An 18,920-nucleotide genomic window follows, 5' to 3' on the forward strand; every position below is an offset into this window, starting at 1 on the left:
TGGGAAATTTTTTAAACTTTATGAAGAGATTTTTATTCGTTTTTATACTTGCTATAAGTACGCAAATTGGTGCTCAAGATTTAAAATTTGAACATTACAATGATAATGATGGTCTCTCTCATAATTCAGTACGGCATATTGTACAAGATGGAAAGGGTTTCTTATGGCTGGGTACATTTTCTGGCTTAAATAGATTTGACGGTTATCAATTCAAGACGTATTTAAGTAATTCAAATACTAAAAATGAATTGTATAATGATGACATAACCGTTCTAAAACTTGATGAGGAATCCAATAATTTATGGATTGGTACTAGGAAAGGGTTAACTCGATTAGAGTTAGAAACACAAACATTTACTACATTTTTACCAGACAAAAATAACCCAGGCACTTTTCCTGATGAAGAGATTCGATCGGTATATATAGATGAATTTAAAAGAATTTGGGTAGGAACAAAAAGTACAGGTTTATTTTTATTCTTTCCTGACGAAAATAGGTTTGAAAAAGTTGAACTACCGGGATATAATTATATAAAAGAAATATTTGAGGATAAAAATGGTAATATTTGGGTCGGTTCTTATGATACCGCATCAATTGCTAAAATTAAATTAAATAGTACTGGTGAAATTACTGAAGTAAACAATTATACCTTATCAATTCCCAATTCAGTTGCCGTTAACCCCTATATTAATTTTATATATGAAGATGATAAATCTGAAATTTTTGCAGGAACCAGAGAAGGACTTTATAAATACAATAAAGACACAAATACTTTTGAGAATTTATATATTAATGATAATGAAATAAGAGATAATTTGGGTCCTTATTTTCTTTCAGTAGCTCGTGCTCCTGATGGTAGGTATTGGGTGGGTACTTTAGGTGGTTTATTAGTTTGTAATCAATTGGAAGATATTGCAAATGGAGATTTTCAATGGCATTATTCTAAGTTATCAGACAGTACTTCATTAGTTGATAATTTAATATCTGCACTTTATTTTGATAGTTCTGGCGTATTGTGGATTGGTACTGAAGATGGTTTAGATAAATATGATCCATTCGAAAATCAGTTTAAAATTAATAAGGATATCTCTAAATACATTAATAATCAGGCTCCGAGAATTCGTGGCTTTACAAAGTCTTTTGATGATAAAATTATAGTAGCCACAAGACACCACGGTCTTTTCATTTCTAAAGAGAATACTTTTATCCCATTATATAACGACAATATTGATATCGCTAGTATTTTTTCTACTGACGGGAAAATATTTTATTGTGGTTTGTGGAATGGTAAAGTTTTGGTTTACGATTATTTAAAAAATTCTTCTAAAATAATTGACATTGGTTTTAATGACTCAGCCGTTCTAAGTTTTGTGGAATTTGATGCTAATAGTTTAGTTGTATGTTCCTTTGGTGAAGGTGCTATTATTATAAATAATAAAACATTAAAACCATCAGTAAACTGGGAACATTTATTAAAAAATTATGAAATAAATAAAGTAGCAATAGACAGTGATAAAAATTTATGGTTTGCTACGGAAAATGGTATCATAAAATACGATAATAAACTAAAATCTATTGATTCATTTATGTCTGAGCCAAATTCTACAGCTGGTCTACCGCATAATAATGTAAGTGCCATCATTATTGATGACAAAGGTAAAATATGGGCTTCCACTCGTTTAGGTTTAAGTATTTATAATAAAAGTAAGAATAGCTTTATAAAAGTTAATGAGCCGAATGAAATTACCGATAAGTGGATTACAGATTTTTTGATTGATTCGCAAAGTAATTTATGGTTAAACATGAATAATAACACTATTGCAAAATTTAATACTAAAAATAATACTGCTAATATTTATCATGTAAATAGCGGAAATAGATTGGATGTTTTTAGTTCTAGTGGATTTTATAATTTTAATTATTCTAAAATATTCCTTGGTGGAAAGAATGGAGTAATTAATTTTTCCCCATCAAAAATGCAAGAAAACAAGTGGTCTCCGGCACCAATAATAACTGATTTTAAAGTTCAGAATGAAGAAATATTACCTGGACATAAAATTAATGGCCAAATACCATTTCAAACGGATATCAATTATGGTAAAAGCATTGAACTAAACTATAGTAATCGAAATTTTTCAATCCAATTTTCAGTGCCTTCATTTGCAAATGAACGACTTAATAAGTTTCAATATAAATTAGAAGGATTTGATAAAGATTGGGTAGAAACCACTAGTAATTCCAGAACTGTACAATACACTAATTTATACTCAAACAATTATACTTTTAAGGTCAGAGCTAGTAATAGCGATGGTAAATGGAGTGAAACATCATCATACAATATTAATATTCTACCATCATTTTGGTTTAGCTACAAAGGCATAACTCTATTATTATCAGTGCTTTTGTTACTATTGTATTTTGGACGCAAACAAATTAAATCTCGCCTAAAATTAAAGCAAGAATTATTGTTAGAAAAAGTAATGCGAGAGCGTGACGAAAAATTAAATAATGAAAAATTACGTTTTTTTACAAATATTTCACATGAACTAAGAACGCCTTTAACATTAATTTTAGGTCCAGTAAAACAACTACTAGATCAAGACGGTGCAAGTGGCTATGCCAAAAGTAGAGTCGATTTAATTTATAAAAATGCGAATAGATTACTGCGACTTGTGAATCAAATTTTAGATTTTAGAAGAGCAGAAACTGGTGAGTTAAAACTTAAAGTTTCTAAAACTGAAATTTTATCTAAAACGAATGATATCTTTAATTCCTTTCTAGAACTTTCTGAATCTAAAAATATAAACTTTAACTTAAATATTGAAGACGAAGTTGGAGAATGTTGGATAGATATGGACAAATACACTAAAATTTTATACAACCTACTTTCCAATGCTATGAAGTTTACCAATAACTATGGTAATGTAGATTTGTTTTTGGGTATTACCGAAGACAAAAAGACCTTAACTATTGAAGTAAGTGATGACGGAATTGGAATACCTGTTGAAAGTCATGAAAAAATATTTTCTCGCTTTTATCAAGCTAAAAACAGTAAAGAAAATACTACTGGAACTGGTATAGGTTTGTCTCTGGTTCAAGCTCTTGTAGAAATTCATAAGGGTAAGATTCAATTAGAAAGTACGCCTGGTTCTGGTAGTATTTTCACTATTAAACTCCCTGTTTATAAAGAAGCTTATGAAAATGATGAAATATATAATTTTATTCCAACTGGAGTAGAAATTGAGAAACCTGTAACCATTAAACCTGCTTTATTAAGCGATATTGATGTTAAACAAATTAAAACAAATACTGATATTAAGCATAAAATATTAATAATAGATGACAACCTAGAATTAAGAAAGTATGTAGCTGAATATCTGTCAAGTTTTTTTAAAGTATATCAAGCAGAAAATGGCAAAGAGGGATTAGAAGTTTGTAGAAAAATTAAACCCGTACTTTGTGTTGTAGATGTTATGATGCCAATAATGGATGGATTCCAGTTTGTTGAAGAGTTAAAAAATGATGAAAATATTAGCCATACTGCAGTCGTTTTATTAACTGCATTGGCAGAAAATGAAAATAGAATAAAAGGCTATAAAATTGGTGTTGACGGATACTTGGTAAAACCATTTGACCCTTCACTATTAAAAACACGCATTGATAATATTATCGGTATCCATTTTAATTTAAAACAAAAATTTTCTGGCGATGTGGAGACCGATGTTATTACATTGGCACACTCTCAAATTGACATTGAGCTGATCTCAAAAATAAAGGTTTTGGTTGAACAAAACATGAGTAATACCGGACTAACTTCTGGGTTTTTATGTAATGAGCTCGCCATGAGTTCTTCAAAACTTTATCGTAAAATAAAACAATTAACCGATTTATCGCCCAATGAATTTATAAGAACAATTCGATTAAAAAAATCAGCAATTTTATTAAAAACTAAAAATTACAATGTTTCTGAAGTTGCCAATATGGTAGGTTTTAATGATCCTTTATACTTTAGTAGATGTTTTAAAAAGCAGTTTGGACACTCCCCTAGCCAACTGATAAAGTAAAATTAATTAACGTTTTTAAATACCAAATTATTTTTGAGCAAAATAGGTGTTGGATGTAAATATCAATATGTAAAATATATTAACATGGAAACAATTCTAATGCAGAATGATGCTCTTCTTATTATAAATAATTTTTCATTAATAAAGCAGCACCTAAGGCACTTTCATTTTTAACATCTGACATTTTAATAGTTACAGACGGTTTTAGTAAAGATAAAAAATTAACAAAAACCTTATTTCTATTAAAACCTCCAGAAATATAAACCTTTGTAATTTTCGCATCTTTATCTGTAATCAAATCAATTCCTGAAATTACTTTTTTACAGATTTCGTACACTAATTGATAATAAGCCGATTCATAAGAAGAAAATTTATGTAAAATCTCATTATGTGCTTCAAAATCAGTATCAATTCCTTCAGACAAGAATATAGTTGCATTCTCATCAATTAATTCATTGCATAGTGCATTACTTAAAACTAGATCCAAATGGGTATTCAAATCTACCGTAAAATAATCGCTCAATTCTTTTAAATATACCTCATGAATGCGACCCAAAAATTGCATAGACGATTTTACTTGCTGCTTTTCTGGAGTCATAAAACACAAACAATTATTTTTCAATTGCTCTTGTGTCAGCGTTTCTTTGCTAAACGGATTCATGGCAATAATCCAAGTCCCCGTAGACAATAACACAAAGTCATTTCCTTTTTCTTTTTTCAGTATTGGAATAATTGATGAAGAACTATCATGTAAACCAGTACCTACAGCTATACTTTCACCATTAATAATTGACATAACAGCTTCGTTTCCTTTACATGGTTCTGGTAAATTAATATTTTCATCTTTTAACCAACTGTGGTATTGCATGGTATCAAAATCCCATGTAGCTGTATGAGCACCCACCGAAGTAAAATCTGCAGTTATTTTTTTAGTAAATAAGTAACTTAAATATTGAGGATAATGTAGAATAGCATCTACCTGATTCCAAATTTTTGGTTTGTTCGCTTTAATCGATAACATTTGAATGCCTGTATTTAACATTCCATAGGCAGGTGATGCTGTTTTTCTTGAAAACTCATCAACGCCACCATTTGTTTTATAAAGGTTCTCAAAATCTTTTAAATCTAACGGTTTTAAATAGTTATATAAAGGAGTTATACGCTTCCCTTCTTTATTTAAAAAAAGTAATGATGCACCGTGGGTGGTAAAATTAATAGCCTTAATTTTAAAACTACCTGTCTCCTGAATTATTTTAATTTGATTCTGAATCCAATTTTCTATCGCTTCAATGTCATCACATGGAAAACCATCATCATCCCTAATTTCTTCAAATTTCTTGGAGTTATTAAAAACGACATTAAAGTTTTCATCAAATAAAAATAACTTCTTATTTGTTTTTCCAATATCTATGATTGCAATTACTTTCTTCACTGTTTTATATTGTAATTAGTATTTAAAAAGGTTTTCCATTTGATTATGATGAAAAATCAAATGAAAAACCAATTCTAATTATAAAAAGAGTATAGTAATTCTAACTCAAACACTTATGAAAAACTTCTTTTTATAATAAACTTAACTCAACTTTTTATTTGAACCCATATAATGGACCATAATTATCGCAAGCTCTATAATCAGCCCCTTCTAATTCCTCTCCAAAACCAGACCATGCACTTGGTCTAAATACATCATTTTCATCTACATTATGCATATTTACCGGAATACGCAACATAGAGGCCAATGCTATTAAATCAGCACCAATATGTCCATGAGAAATGGCTCCGTGGTTTGCTCCCCATTTTGCCATTACCGTATAAACATCTTTAAAAAACCCTTTACCAGTGGTTCTTGGTACAAACCAAGTTGTTGGCCATGTTGGGTTTGTTCTTTCATCTAAAATATAGTGAACGTCTTCTGGTAATTCAACACTCCATCCTTCTGCAATTTGTAAAACAGGCCCTATACCTTTTATCAAGTTTAATCTACACATGGTAATAGGCATGCTCCCTTTTGTTTTAAATTGAGATGAAAAACCACCTCCTCTAAAATATTCAAAAATAGCCGCTGGCCATTTTGTATTGTCTAAGCATTTTTGAACCTCTTCTTCAGAAATATCCCAGAAAGGCTTCATAGTTGGATTTCCTTCAGCATCTGATTGTTGTGCTGTGGCATCTAACGTTGTAGACCCTGAGTTGATTAAATGAATAATTCCATTCTCTGCTATTCCAGTTAACTTTTTGCCAGTTACACGCTCTACAGATTCTGGACTCCAATAAGTACGAACATCTGAAAACAGCTGTGCTTTATTAGTCAATAAGTGACCAAATAACATAGAAATTGCGTTTAAACAATCATTTTCTGTGGCAAAAGTATAGGCTTGGCGTATGCCATTCCAGTCAAAAGATGAGTTTAAAATAGACTCTGTAAAATCAGCATTTGGCTGATAATCTGTCCATTGGCGTTGCCCTTGGAATCCGCCCATAATGGCATTCCTCCCTTTAGACTCTTCCCCAAACCCCATTTCCTTTAACTTAGGATTTCCATTCATTAAATCTTTACAGATCAACGTCATTTTTACAACTTTCTCCCAATCTTTCTCTTTTTCTTCGGCAGATTTTTGAGCTTCATCACCGTTATAATCTTTTCCTTCTTTACAGTTTTCTTTAGTCCAAGCTAGAGCTTTTTTATACTCCTCTTGATCATAAATTCCTTTATCAATACGTCTTAAAAGCTCTACAGATTCTACAAACTCTGCTCTAACTCCTAAATAATCTTGTAAAAAATTAACGTCTACCATAGAACCTGCAATACCCATAGAACTATAGCCGATAGACAAATAAGATTTTCCTTTCATTTGAGCTACTGCCAATGCTCCTTTTGCAAAACGTATAATTTTCTCAGAAACATCTTGTGGAATGGTCTGATCACCTTCATCTTGAACTTCTTTTCCATAAATTCCAAAAGCCGGTAATCCTTTTTGAGAATACCCCGCTAAAGCTGCTGCTAAGTATACTGCACCAGGTCTTTCCGTACCGTTAAATCCCCAAACTGCTTTTGGTGTTAATGGGTCTGTATCCATAACCTCTGTACCGTAACACCAACATGGGGTTACCGTTAATGAAACTTCTACGCCCTCTCTCTTAAATTTATCAGCACAAGCTGCTGCATCAGCAACACCACCAATTGTAGTATCAGCAATAACACATTCTACTTTTTCTCCACTAGGAAACCGTAATGTTTCTTCAATTAATTTAGCCGCAGCTTTGGCCATATCCATACATTGAACCTCTAAAGATTCTCTAACGCCTAATTCTCGCCCATCAATTACCGGACGTATGCCTACTTTGGGTAGTCTACCTATTAATCTACTCATGATTTATAATGTTTTTATAATTATGTAAATTGTTCTAATTCTTTTAACTGTGCGTTAGACAAACCCGCTGGTTTGAAACCTGCAGACCAACACATCATTAATAATTTAGCCCCTTTATTCGCAACATCTAGAAAGTCCCATGCCTTCATAACATCTGGAGCTGTTGCTGTTGCACCATGTTTTTCCCATAATGAAACATTTCTCGTTTTAAAAGCATCGATTGTTACTTTGGCTAAATCTGCGGTACTAGACAAAGCATAAGGTGTACAATGAATTCCTTTTGGAACAAACACTTTAACTTCTGGACACATCATCCAAATTTGTCTATTTAACTCTTCTTCATCATCAAATAATTCATGATGACTCATACAGATTAACTCAAGAGGATGTGTATGCACTACAGCTAAATTTTCTGGATGATTTATAGAGTTGAATAAATGAATACTTGCATGAGAAATCAATTCACATGTAGGTCCAAAATTATCTCTATTACCGCCCCAAATTATAGAATATGCAGTTGCCGCTTCATTTATATATAATATACAAGAAACTTCTTCTAGTTTATCTACTAAATCTCTCAGATAACAACCCGTTCCTGTGATATAAATTACCATTCCTCCTGCCCCTTTTGGAAAATCAAAAGACACTTCATTTCCGATACCTTTTACTTCTTCTTTTGAAAAAAAAGAGGTTAAGTTCATTGATATATTACCTGCGTTTCTTTCCGCCCATTCTCTTTGCCATAAATATCCAGCAACTGTGGATACTTTTTGTAATTCATTCTCTACTTCAATTGGAAGTTTTAAAGTTTTCATAATATGTATCTTATTTTATATTACAAAAATACTCTCATATCAAGTTCAACAAATATGTAAAATCCGTATTTTTGTGTCTAATTCAAACATTACACCTAAATGAAGTTGGTAAAAAACATTGAATTGGGCGATCCTTCATCAAACAAGCAAAATTTTATAGACTTAAAATTAAAATTGCTTTGTTGTAGATATTGGCTACTAGACTTATGGGATTGTCACGATATGGTTTTTCCTTTTTGGAGGCTTTATTGGAATAAAAATAAAGGAGGACAATTGATACACCATGAGAATACTTATGATATGGATCCTGATTACCTCTATATCATACCTCCATTTACATCGTTCTCTTCACGTTTCACAAAAAAACACATTTACAATTCCGGAATTCATGTATCTGGAAGACAGTTTAATAGTAATTACGATGAAAAGGATTATGAAGAGAATTATTTAATTCATTTTTTTATTCATTTTAATCTTGGTATTCCTTTTGACAATGTATATCCTGGAATTCTAAAAATAGAATTAACTGATTATCTAAAAAACAGATTGACTTATCTTACCGAAAGACTAAAAATTGAAAATAAAGACTTTAAATTGACTTTTAACCTAAAGCTACAAGCTTTTATAAAGGAGTCTTTAACTAGTATAGGTCCTGAGTTATGGAAAACGATTAACATTGATGATCGCGTCTTAAAAGTGATCCGTTTCATTGAAATAAATATTGAAAAAAAATTAAGTAATCCTGATTTAGCTTCTCTAACAAATATGGCTCCAAATTCCTTTGGAAGATTATTTAAACAAGAAATGACAATTACATTACATCGTTTTATTCAAAACAGAAAAATAGCAAAAGCATGTGACATTTTTGAACATACTAATAAAACAATTGAAGATGTTGCTTTTAACCTTGGTTTTTCAGATCGATATCACTTTTCGAGAGTCTTTAAATTAGTTACAGGTCTTACTCCTGCTAATTATAGATCTGGAAAATACACCTAATTCATTTTATAATATACTGGTTAACGGATTGTTGATAGTAAAAAACATCGCAAATCTAATTTTATATACATCTAGAAAAAAATTGATTTTTTAGCATTGTATTATTTTATGTTTAAATTGTACATATTTTTGATTAATACAGATAAACACTACGCTAGTTAAATAAATTATGTTTGCTTATATCGTAATAAAGTTTTATTTCTAACTAATTTTCTTTTGACACTTTTTAAATGCAAAAGAAATTAATCTTATTATTTGACTTTCAATAAATTTTAATTTAACTAATCTTAAATAACAGAAAAAATGAAAGAATTTAAGCAATTCATAAATGGAAAATTTGTAAAATCTACTTCGTCTGAAATGATAAAAATTTTAAACCCGTGTACAGAAGAAGTGATTTCTCATGTACCAACGGGTTCCGTTTCAGATGCAAATGAAGCACTTGATGCTGCCAAAAACGCTCAGCACGCATGGAAATCTCTTACAGCCATAGAAAGAGCTGGTTATTTAAATAAAATGGCAGATGTAATTCGTGAAAATCGAGTTTTTCTAGCAGAAACATTGGCTTCAGAGCAAGCCAAAGTTATGGGGTTAGCACAAGTAGAAATTGATGTTACTGCAGATTATTTTGATTATTACGCAGGTTTCGCAAGACGAATTGAAGGAGAAATTATACAAAGTGATCGTAGTAAAGAACATATCTTCTTACATAAAGCACCAATTGGTGTAGCTGTAGGTATTTTACCTTGGAATTTTCCATTTTTTGTAATGGCAAGAAAAGTTGCAGGTTCATTAATTACAGGTAACACTTGTGTAATTAACCCGAGTTCTGTAGCACCAAATACAGTTATGGAATTTGCTGAATTGGTTGAAAAGATAAATCTTCCTGCTGGCGTTTTAAATTATGTTTGTGGTAAAGGTAGTATTGTTGGTAATGCACTTTCAAAGAGTCCAATCACAGGTATTATCAGCTTAACTGGTAGTGTTGGTGCAGGTCAAAAAGTAATGGAAGCTGCATCAGAAAACATTACAAAAGTATCTTTAGAACTAGGTGGTAAAGCTCCTGCAATTGTTTGTGCAGATGCTAATTTAGAATTGGCTGTTAATGCTGTGGTATCTTCTAGAATTATTTTTAGCGGACAAGTATGTAACTGTGCAGAACGCCTATATGTAGAAGAATCTATTCATGATCAATTTTTGGATATGGTTACCAAAAAAATGAAATCTATAAAGGTAGAAGATGCTTTTTCGGAAAATAATCCAGATATGAGTTCTTTGGTTTCTAAAGATCAATTAGACAAAGTTACTGAAATGGTAGAATATGCTAAAAAAGAAGGTGCTGAAGTATTAGTAGGTGGATCTAGATCTCCACAGTTTGATAAAGGATATTTTTATCAACCTACTTTATTAACTAATATAAGACAAGACATGCAAATTATTCAAGAAGAAGTATTTGGTCCTGTTTTACCAGTCATGAAATTTAGTACTCTTGATGAAGCCATTGCTTTAGCAAATGACTGTGAATTTGGATTAACATCTTCTATCTTCTCTGAAAACTTTAACAAAGTAATGCATGCTGCAGAAGAATTAGAATATGGAGAAACATATATCAACAGAGAGCACTTTGAAGCCATTCAAGGTTTCCATGCCGGATGGAAAAAATCTGGAATAGGTGGTGCCGATGGAAAACACGGTATGGAAGAATACTTGCAAACTAAAGTAATTTACGCTCAGTACCGTTAGAATATTTAATAAATAACAATAAAGCACTGTTAATTTTTAGATAGTATATATCTTAACATTGATAGTGCTTTTTTATACTTTAGCATTAACATTAACAAGTTTACAATGACTGACTCAAAAAAAATACCGGTAGTCTCTAAAGAGATGCTCATACCTTTTATAGTAATTACTTCATTATTTGCTCTTTGGGGTTTTGCCAATGATATTACGAACCCTATGGTTGCGGCCTTTGCTACAGTTATGGAAATATCTACTGCCAAAGCTGCTTTAGTGCAATTTGCTTTTTATGGTGGTTATGCTACAATGGCCATACCTGCCGCTCTTTTCGTCAGAAAATACAGTTATAAAAAAGGAATTATTTTAGGCTTAATTCTTTACGCAATTGGGGCGTTACTATTTTTTCCAGCAGCAAAATTTGAGGTATTTGGTTACTTTTTGGTGTCATTATATATTTTAACTTTTGGATTAGCTTTTCTTGAAACTACTGCAAATCCGTTTATACTTTCGATGGGTGACGAACGCACCGCGACCAGACGTTTAAATCTAGCTCAAGCTTTTAATCCCATAGGCTCACTTTTCGGAATGTTTGTAGCATCCAAGTTTATACTTGTTGCTCTAGATTCTGATAAACGAAATGAAGCTGGAGAATTAATCTTCAGTACATTGGACGAAGCTCAAAAAGCAATTATTAGAACTCACGATTTATCTATAATAAGAAACCCTTATGTTATCCTTGGTTTTGTTGTTATTGCGATGTTAATAGTTATTGCAGTTACTAAAATGCCTAAAAGGAAAAAAAATGAAAATCAAACAAGTGCTTTATCCTCATTTAAAAGACTATTTAAAAATGGAAAATACAAAGAAGGTGTTTTAGCTCAATTGTTTTATGTTGCTGCTCAAATTATGTGTTGGACATTTATTATTCAATATGCAGGTAACTTAGGTATACCAAAAGCAGAAGCCCAAAATTATAATATTGTAGCCATGACTATATTTTTACTTAGTCGTTTCATAAGTACTTTTTTAATGAAGTACGTAAATTCAAGAAAGCTACTGATGATTTTCGCTCTTTGTGCAATGGCTACCATTTCTGGAGTTATTTTAATTGAAGGCATGGTTGGTTTATATTTATTAGTAGCCACTTCTGCTTTTATGTCCTTGATGTTCCCTACGATCTACGGTATTGCACTTACAGGTCTAAAAGAAGAAGATACTGCCTTAGGAGCAGCGGGTTTGGTTATGGCTATTGTAGGTGGAGCTTTAATGCCAATTTTACAAGGAACTATTATTGATATGAAAACGGTTGGTCCTTTTACTGGTGTAAACTTTTCATTTATATTACCCCTTATATGCTTCTGTTTTATAGCACTTTACGGATATAGAACATTAAAGGTTCATAATTAATACATTTATAATAATAGCATAACTAGTGTTTCAAATACAAACTTTAGTTATGCTTCTTTATTAAAGCATATTTCAACATCAAAAGATAATATTATTTTTGCCTTAATTGTATATCTATTTGTAATTTACCACCTTTACGTATTGATTGTATATATTTCAATTTATGAAACTACATTTATTAGATAGAAGTAGCATTAATAATACCTCGTTAACCACTAAAGTTAATGACTACCCTTATTTCTTAAAAATTTGGCATTATCATCCTGAATTAGAACTTGTAGTAATATTAAAAAGTGAAGGTACTTGTTTTGTTGGAGATAGTATTGAAAAATTCGAAGTTGGCGATGTTATTTTGATAGGAGAAAATGTACCTCATATGTGGTTAAATGATGAAGATTATTTCAAACGAAATTTAAAAGGAGGTGCAAAAGCCATTGCTGTGCATTTTAAACAAGATTATTTAGGTAGTACCTTTTTTGAAACTCGTGAAATGCAACATCTTTCAGAGCTTTTTGAAAGAGCTAAATATGGATTAAAATTTTTAAACATTAATAAAAGTATTATCGAAGATATTTTATCCATGTTAACGCAAAAAGGCTTTGAAAAAACAATTTCCTTTCTAAACATCCTTAATGAACTAGCGGAGCATAGTACAACCAAAAAACTCTCAAGTGAAGGATTTATAAATTCATTTAAGGCCACAAAAAGTGATACTCAAAATAAAGTAATGGCCTATATCTTTAAAAATTTCAACAAAGCCATTACACTTGACAAAGCTGCACACATTGCAAATATGAATGCGTCGGCCTTCAGTCGCTATTTCAAACGAATCAATCGTAAAACGTTTTCTCGATATGTGTCTGAAATTCGTATTGGTTATGCATGTAAATTACTGCTTGAAGACAAAATTAATATCGCCGCAGTCTGTTATGAATCAGGATTTAACAATATTTCCAATTTTAATAGACAATTTAAATTAATAATGAATTGTACACCGTCAACATATATGAAAGAGCATAAGTTTGAAATTCACTAATTTGGTAGTGGATTGGTTCTCAAATTTAACATCTGAAATGTTACTCAATATATATTCAAAATCACATTAATAAATAATAATTATTTGCTCTAAACATAAACACAAACCATTAAAAGCAAAAATAGTATTATAATTAATCAAATAATAGATAGACTTTTAGCTCTAATCCGTTTATTATTGTATCATCCATTTCTAATACCTTATACTAGAATTTAAAGTAATATAAATGGTTGATTTATTATGTATTTGAGTCCTCATAAAAAAAATGAAAATGAAAGTAGGTTTATTTATACCTTGTTATATTAATCAACTGTATCCACAAGTAGCAATTGCTACTTTAGAATTATTAGAAAAATTAGGCGTAGATGTCTATTATCCAAAAGGGCAAACGTGTTGTGGTCAACCGCTAGGTAATTCGGGTTATGAAGGTGATGCCAAAGGTAGCTGTCAGGTATTTGTCGAAAATTTTAAGGAATATGATTATATAGTTGGTCCGTCTGGAAGTTGTATTTATCATGTAAAAAAACATTTCGATATTATAGAACAAACGCCTGAAGTAGTTAAAGTGCGGAACAATGCCTATGAATTGTGCGAATTTATTGTAAAAATTTTAGGTAAGACAGATTTAGGAGCTTCCTTTCCTCATAAAGTCGGTTTACATAAAAGTTGTCATGGATTAAGAGGATTGCATTTAGGTTCCTGTTCTGAACGGATGGACCCTCCTTTTTCAACCGAAGAAGATTTATTGAATAACGTAAAGGGATTGGAGTTAATGTCACTGACCAGAAAAGATGAATGTTGTGGATTTGGAGGTACATTTTCGGTATTTGAAGAAGCTATTTCTGTTAAAATGGGTAAAGACAGAATTCAAGATCATTTAGATAACAATGTAGAAGTAATTACCGGAGCAGACCATTCGTGTCTAATGCATTTAGAAGGATTAATCAATAGAAATAAACAACCCTTACGAGTAATGCATATTGCTGAAATTTTAAATAGTAGTATTTAGTCATGAGCCACGCAGAGAAAGCCACAATTTTTAATAAAAATGAAGCCAAAGTAAATTGGCATGATAAGGCCTTGTGGTACGTCAGAGAAAAACGAGACAATGCCGCCCATGGCGTTAAAGAATGGGAATATTTAAGAGATTTAGCCTCGGCTATTAAAGCCAATGTTCTTTCTGATTTAGATACTTATTTGGTTGAATTTGAAGCCAATGCTCTAAAAAACGGGATTAAAATTCATTGGGCTTCGGATGCTGAAGAACACAATGCCATTATCGGTAAAATCTTAGACGATAATAAAGCAGAGAAAGTCGTAAAAAGTAAGTCAATGCTTACAGAAGAATGCCATTTAAATCCTTATTTGGAAGCTAAAGGCATAGAAGTAGTAGATACTGATTTAGGGGAATACATCGTACAAATAGCAAAGGAAACTCCTAGTCATATTGTGTTACCAGCTATCCATAAAACCAAAGAGGAAGTTGACGAATTATTTCAAGAACACTTAGGCACAAAACCTAGTAATGGTAATCCTGAATACCTAACCAATGAAGCTAGGAAGCACCTTAGAGGGAAATTCTTAAAGGCTGATGTGGCAATTACAGGCGTTAATTTTGCCATTGCAGATACCGGTGGCTTTGTTGTATGTACCAATGAGGGAAATGCAGATATGGGTTCTCATTTAGCGAACGTTCATATTGCAAGTATGGGGATAGAAAAAATTATTCCGAAAGAAGCTCATTTGGGAATATTTTTACGTTTGTTAGCTCGAAGTGCTACGGGACAACCCATAACCACCTACTCCTCGCATTTTAACAAACCTGCCGAGGGTAAAGAAATGCATATTGTAATTGTAGACAACGGAAGAACAGAACAACTTAGCAGAGAAGATTTTAGAGCCTCGTTGCATTGCATACGTTGTGGAGCTTGTATGAATACCTGTCCTATTTACAGACGAAGTGGTGGCCATAGTTATGACGCTACCATCCCAGGACCTATAGGTTCTATTTTGTCGCCAGGTAAAGATTTAACCAAACACAGTTCATTACCCTTTGCATCAACCTTATGTGGTTCATGTTCTAATGTATGTCCTGTAAAAATAAACATACATGAACAACTCTATAAATGGCGACAAATAATTGTAAAAGACATAAAGCAGCCCATGGTTAAAAAATCAATTTTAAAAATAGCAGCTTCTGTATTAGCAAAACCTAAAATCTATGATTTTGCAGGTAAATCTGCTCGATTTATGTTAAAGCACGCTCCTCGATTTATGATTTACAACAAACTAAATGCTTGGGGAAAAGCACGTGAATTACCAGAAATTAAAAATGAAAATTTTGATCAATGGTACAAAATAAACAGAAAGAAATAATGGGAAGAGATTCAATTTTAAAAGCTATAAAGCAACACAAGCCAGACCTACTTCCAATTCCGGAAATTGATGGTGCACGTTTTGATGATGATGTAAATCTATTAGATATTTTTAAGCATAATGTTGCTCTTGTTGGCGGAAGTATTAAAGAGGTTGACAAAGCTTTAATAGATATCGAAATTAAAAAGCAATTCCCTCATGCAGAAAACATTGTGGCTCTTAATGAAACATCTACTTTAGGTACTATTTCCGTGAACAAGCAAACGGATCCTCATGAGTTGGCTACGATTGATTTAGCCATTGTAAATGGAGCTTTTGGTGTGGCTGAAAATGGAGCAGTTTGGGTTTCTGAAAAAGAGAGCATTGTTAGGGTACTTCCTTTCATTAGTAACGATTTGGTTATTATATTATTAAAAGAACAGCTTGTTCTTCACATGTTACAGGCATATCATAAAATTGCAACAAGAGACCGAAATTTTGGAGTTTTTATTTCAGGACCTTCAAAAACGGCAGATATTGAGCAATGTTTGGTTATTGGTGCTCAAGGTGCTATGAGTTTAACGATACTTTTGGTATAAATAATTTCTCTTTTTTATTTTTAAATGACATAAAAAAAGAAGAATTCATAGTTGCGATGCTCTATGAATTCTTCAAAAAACTAATTCAAATGAAAAGTTAAATTTCTTTACCTATTGTCCTATTCGACAATAAAATTTTCCTTTAATTTTATATCTTCAGAAGAGGCTCCAATTCGTATTTCAAATTGACCAGATTCCACCGTCCAATTCATATTTTTATCTAAAATTGCTAAATCATCAGGATGCAGTATAAAGTTTACTGTCTTTGTTTCGTTCGGTTTTAAATGTATTCTTTCAAAACCTCTAAGCTGTGAATCATACGTGGTAACACTACTAACTTCATCTTTTACATATAATTGAACCACCTCATCCCCTGCTCTTTTACCCGTATTTTTGATGGAAAAGGAAACATGAACATCTGCTTGTGAATTTATGGTATTGGGTGTTACTTTCAAATTACTATATTCAAAAGTTGTATAACTCAAACCATAGCCAAAAGGATATAAAGAACCTAGTACTCTTGTGTTTCCAGCTCTATTTGGTCCTTCACCAGGTTGACCTGCTTGTGAGCCCGGTTTAAAAGGAAAATTCAACGGTATTTGACCCACCGATTTTGGAAAAGTAACTGATAATTTTCCACCTGGATTATAATCACCAAATAAGGTTTCTGCAATAACTTCTCCAGCTGCTGTGCTAGGAAACCAAGCTTCTAAAATGGCAGGTAAAAATTTATTTTCCCAATTAATAGTTAAGGGTTGTCCATTAATAAGTACTAAAACCACAGGTTTCCCTGTTGCATATAACGCTTGTACTAATTGTAGTTGACGGCCAGGTAAATCTAAACTAGTTCTTGATTTTGACTCTCCAACAGTATTGTCATCCTCACCAACCACAGCGATAATTATATCAGATTTTTTTGCTTGCTCTACTGCCGCATCAATATCCTCTTCTTCTTTTCTTGACAATGGTGTTGGTATAATTTCACTCTCTGGCCAATTAGGATCAATAACATCACAACCTTTAATAAAATTCACTTCAGCCTTATTACCTGCATACTTTTTTATACCTTGATATACAGAAGTTGATGGATTAAATGCAGGACCATACCTACTATATGTAAAACTGGTTTCATCAGCTAAAGGTCCAGTTACTAAAATGTTATTGATTTCATTAACATCTAATGGTAAAAGGTTGTTTTCATTTTTTAGCAACACTAAAGCTTCACGATTTATTTGTTTTGAAAAAGCTTGATCTTCTTTAGTATGCACCAATTTATCTGCGGCCTTCGTATCTTTAACATAAGGACTATCAAACAAGCCTAACCTAAATTTGACTCTTAATACATCCGCTACTCTAGCATCAATAGTTTTCATTGAAATTTCACCATCATGAATTAATTCACGTAAAGGTTCAATAAAAGATTCTGGTGTTCTAAATGTAGTACGAACGTTTAAACCTGCTTCTATAACTTGACGAACCGCTTCTTTATAATCTTTAGCAACATGGTGTTTCTCAGAAACATATTCTACGGCTTCACTATCAGAAACTACATAACCATTGAATCCGAATTTTTCACGTAATAATTCGGTCAAAAAATAATGACTACCAGTCACGGGTACGCCATCATAATCGTTATAACTACTCATAACACCCATAGGTGCTGCTTCATTTATCACTTTTTCAAAAGGATATAAATATAGTTGAAACATTTCACGCGGTGCCACATGTGGATCTGTTCTAGCTTCACCATCACGAGCTCCTTTTGGAACACTATATACTGCAAAATGTTTTAAAGTAGAGGCCACTCCTTCAGATTGTATACCCAACACCATTTGCTTACCTAATTCAGAAATATGATAAGGTTCTTCACCATAACATTCTATTACGCGTCCCCAACGTGGGTCACGAGCCACATCTAAAATGGGAGCATAAACATTCGTATATCCTAATGCTTTGGCTTCACGACCAACGATGCTTCCTGCTTTATAAACCAGTTCTTTATTCCATGTACTTCCAATGCCTATTGGTGCAGGTAATGGTGTTGCTCTTTCGTGACATAAACCATGAATGCCTTCATTGGTAAAGTCAACAGGAATACCCATTCGCGTTTCTTCTACAAACCACTTTTGAACGATATTAATTGTTTCGGCATGTGTACTATAGGGAAAGGCATATTTTGTATGTGTCTTTTCTTGATTCCAAATGGTATTTAAATGTTCATCAATATTGGCAATACCATCTTTCCAAACCTCATTTTTCCATTGGTCAGTTGGTAACTCATCTTGTAATACACGAGCAAAACCATAAAGTGTGGTTAATTGACATGTTTTCTCATTCACATTCATTAATGAAACTAGATTTTTAACACGAGCTTCCAAAGGAGCTTTTGAATCTTCAAAGATATCTTTAGTACCATTTTTATTAAAATCAATCCAATCTTTTTGATATATATTATCCTTTTCCGATTTCATTCCAATAAATAAAAACGATGTGATAAGAAGTACTAGTAATTTTTGTTGTTTAAAGATCATATG

General features: G+C 32.0%; 12 protein-coding genes. 8 read left to right on the forward strand and 4 right to left on the reverse strand.

What is annotated here, in order from left to right:
• Positions 1-20: 20 nt before the first annotated feature.
• Positions 21-4,064 (forward strand): hybrid sensor histidine kinase/response regulator transcription factor, encoded by a 4,044-nt coding sequence (locus tag JBL43_RS16765; protein WP_198842564.1) that lies wholly within the window; start codon positions 21-23, stop codon positions 4,062-4,064.
• A 121-nt stretch (positions 4,065-4,185) separates the two neighbouring features.
• Here JBL43_RS16765 and JBL43_RS16770 read toward each other — a convergent pair whose 3' ends face one another.
• The 3 genes from JBL43_RS16770 to rhaD all read right to left on the reverse strand — a co-directional run bounded on the left by JBL43_RS16770 (position 4,186) and on the right by rhaD (position 8,250).
• A complete protein-coding gene (locus JBL43_RS16770) occupies positions 4,186-5,496 on the reverse strand; it encodes an FGGY family carbohydrate kinase (protein WP_198842565.1) in 1,311 nt (436 codons plus the stop codon).
• 154 nt (positions 5,497-5,650) lie between these two features.
• A complete protein-coding gene (locus JBL43_RS16775) occupies positions 5,651-7,435 on the reverse strand; it encodes an L-fucose isomerase (RefSeq protein WP_198842566.1) in 1,785 nt (594 codons plus the stop codon).
• 20 nt (positions 7,436-7,455) lie between these two features.
• Positions 7,456-8,250, reverse strand: a complete 795-nt coding sequence (gene rhaD / locus JBL43_RS16780) for a rhamnulose-1-phosphate aldolase (protein WP_198842567.1) — start codon at positions 8,248-8,250, stop codon at positions 7,456-7,458.
• 99 nt (positions 8,251-8,349) lie between these two features.
• Here rhaD and JBL43_RS16785 point away from each other — a divergent pair, with 99 nt between their 5' ends.
• The 7 genes from JBL43_RS16785 to JBL43_RS16815 all read left to right on the forward strand — a co-directional run bounded on the left by JBL43_RS16785 (position 8,350) and on the right by JBL43_RS16815 (position 16,386).
• A complete protein-coding gene (locus JBL43_RS16785; protein WP_198842568.1) occupies positions 8,350-9,249 on the forward strand; it encodes an AraC family transcriptional regulator in 900 nt (299 codons plus the stop codon).
• Between the two features lie 303 nt (positions 9,250-9,552).
• Positions 9,553-10,992, forward strand: coding sequence for an aldehyde dehydrogenase (aldA, locus tag JBL43_RS16790; protein ID WP_198842569.1), 1,440 nt, complete (start codon positions 9,553-9,555; stop codon positions 10,990-10,992).
• 105 nt (positions 10,993-11,097) lie between these two features.
• Positions 11,098-12,396, forward strand: a complete 1,299-nt coding sequence (gene fucP, locus JBL43_RS16795; RefSeq protein WP_198842570.1) for an L-fucose:H+ symporter permease — start codon at positions 11,098-11,100, stop codon at positions 12,394-12,396.
• 163 nt (positions 12,397-12,559) lie between these two features.
• A complete protein-coding gene (locus JBL43_RS16800; RefSeq protein WP_198842571.1) occupies positions 12,560-13,432 on the forward strand; it encodes an AraC family transcriptional regulator in 873 nt (290 codons plus the stop codon).
• Positions 13,433-13,703: 271 nt separating this feature from the next.
• Complete coding sequence (locus JBL43_RS16805; protein WP_198842572.1) at positions 13,704-14,441, forward strand: (Fe-S)-binding protein; 738 nt, start codon at positions 13,704-13,706, stop codon at positions 14,439-14,441.
• Positions 14,442-14,443: 2 nt separating this feature from the next.
• Positions 14,444-15,808, forward strand: coding sequence for a lactate utilization protein B (locus JBL43_RS16810; RefSeq protein ID WP_198842573.1), 1,365 nt, complete (start codon positions 14,444-14,446; stop codon positions 15,806-15,808).
• Entirely contained in the window at positions 15,781-16,386 is a 606-nt protein-coding gene (locus JBL43_RS16815; protein WP_198842574.1) for a LutC/YkgG family protein, read from the forward strand. The genes JBL43_RS16810 and JBL43_RS16815 overlap by 28 nt, the downstream gene beginning before the upstream one ends.
• Positions 16,387-16,505: 119 nt before the next feature.
• Here JBL43_RS16815 and JBL43_RS16820 read toward each other — a convergent pair whose 3' ends face one another.
• On the reverse strand, positions 16,506-18,917 hold the full coding sequence (locus JBL43_RS16820; protein ID WP_198842575.1) for a glycoside hydrolase family 3 N-terminal domain-containing protein: 2,412 nt from the start codon (positions 18,915-18,917) through the stop codon (positions 16,506-16,508).
• Positions 18,918-18,920 lie beyond the last annotated feature (3 nt).

This window comes from Aureibaculum flavum (assembly GCF_016406085.1).
GTDB classification, from domain to species: Bacteria; Bacteroidota; Bacteroidia; order Flavobacteriales; family Flavobacteriaceae; genus Aureibaculum; species Aureibaculum flavum.

Excerpts from the sequence above, each read along its gene's own strand:
- JBL43_RS16765 (WP_198842564.1), top strand. The coding sequence starts at position 21 with ATGAAGAGATTTTTATTCGTTTTTATACTTGCTATAAGTACGCAAATT.
- JBL43_RS16775 (WP_198842566.1), bottom strand. The coding sequence starts at position 7,435 with ATGAGTAGATTAATAGGTAGACTACCCAAAGTAGGCATACGTCCGGTA.
- rhaD (WP_198842567.1), bottom strand. The coding sequence starts at position 8,250 with ATGAAAACTTTAAAACTTCCAATTGAAGTAGAGAATGAATTACAAAAA.
- JBL43_RS16785 (WP_198842568.1), top strand. The coding sequence starts at position 8,350 with ATGAAGTTGGTAAAAAACATTGAATTGGGCGATCCTTCATCAAACAAG.
- aldA (WP_198842569.1), top strand. The coding sequence starts at position 9,553 with ATGAAAGAATTTAAGCAATTCATAAATGGAAAATTTGTAAAATCTACT.
- fucP (WP_198842570.1), top strand. The coding sequence starts at position 11,098 with ATGACTGACTCAAAAAAAATACCGGTAGTCTCTAAAGAGATGCTCATA.
- JBL43_RS16800 (WP_198842571.1), top strand. The coding sequence starts at position 12,560 with ATGAAACTACATTTATTAGATAGAAGTAGCATTAATAATACCTCGTTA.
- JBL43_RS16805 (WP_198842572.1), top strand. The coding sequence starts at position 13,704 with ATGAAAGTAGGTTTATTTATACCTTGTTATATTAATCAACTGTATCCA.
- JBL43_RS16810 (WP_198842573.1), top strand. The coding sequence starts at position 14,444 with ATGAGCCACGCAGAGAAAGCCACAATTTTTAATAAAAATGAAGCCAAA.
- JBL43_RS16815 (WP_198842574.1), top strand. The coding sequence starts at position 15,781 with ATGGTACAAAATAAACAGAAAGAAATAATGGGAAGAGATTCAATTTTA.
- JBL43_RS16820 (WP_198842575.1), bottom strand. The coding sequence starts at position 18,917 with ATGATCTTTAAACAACAAAAATTACTAGTACTTCTTATCACATCGTTT.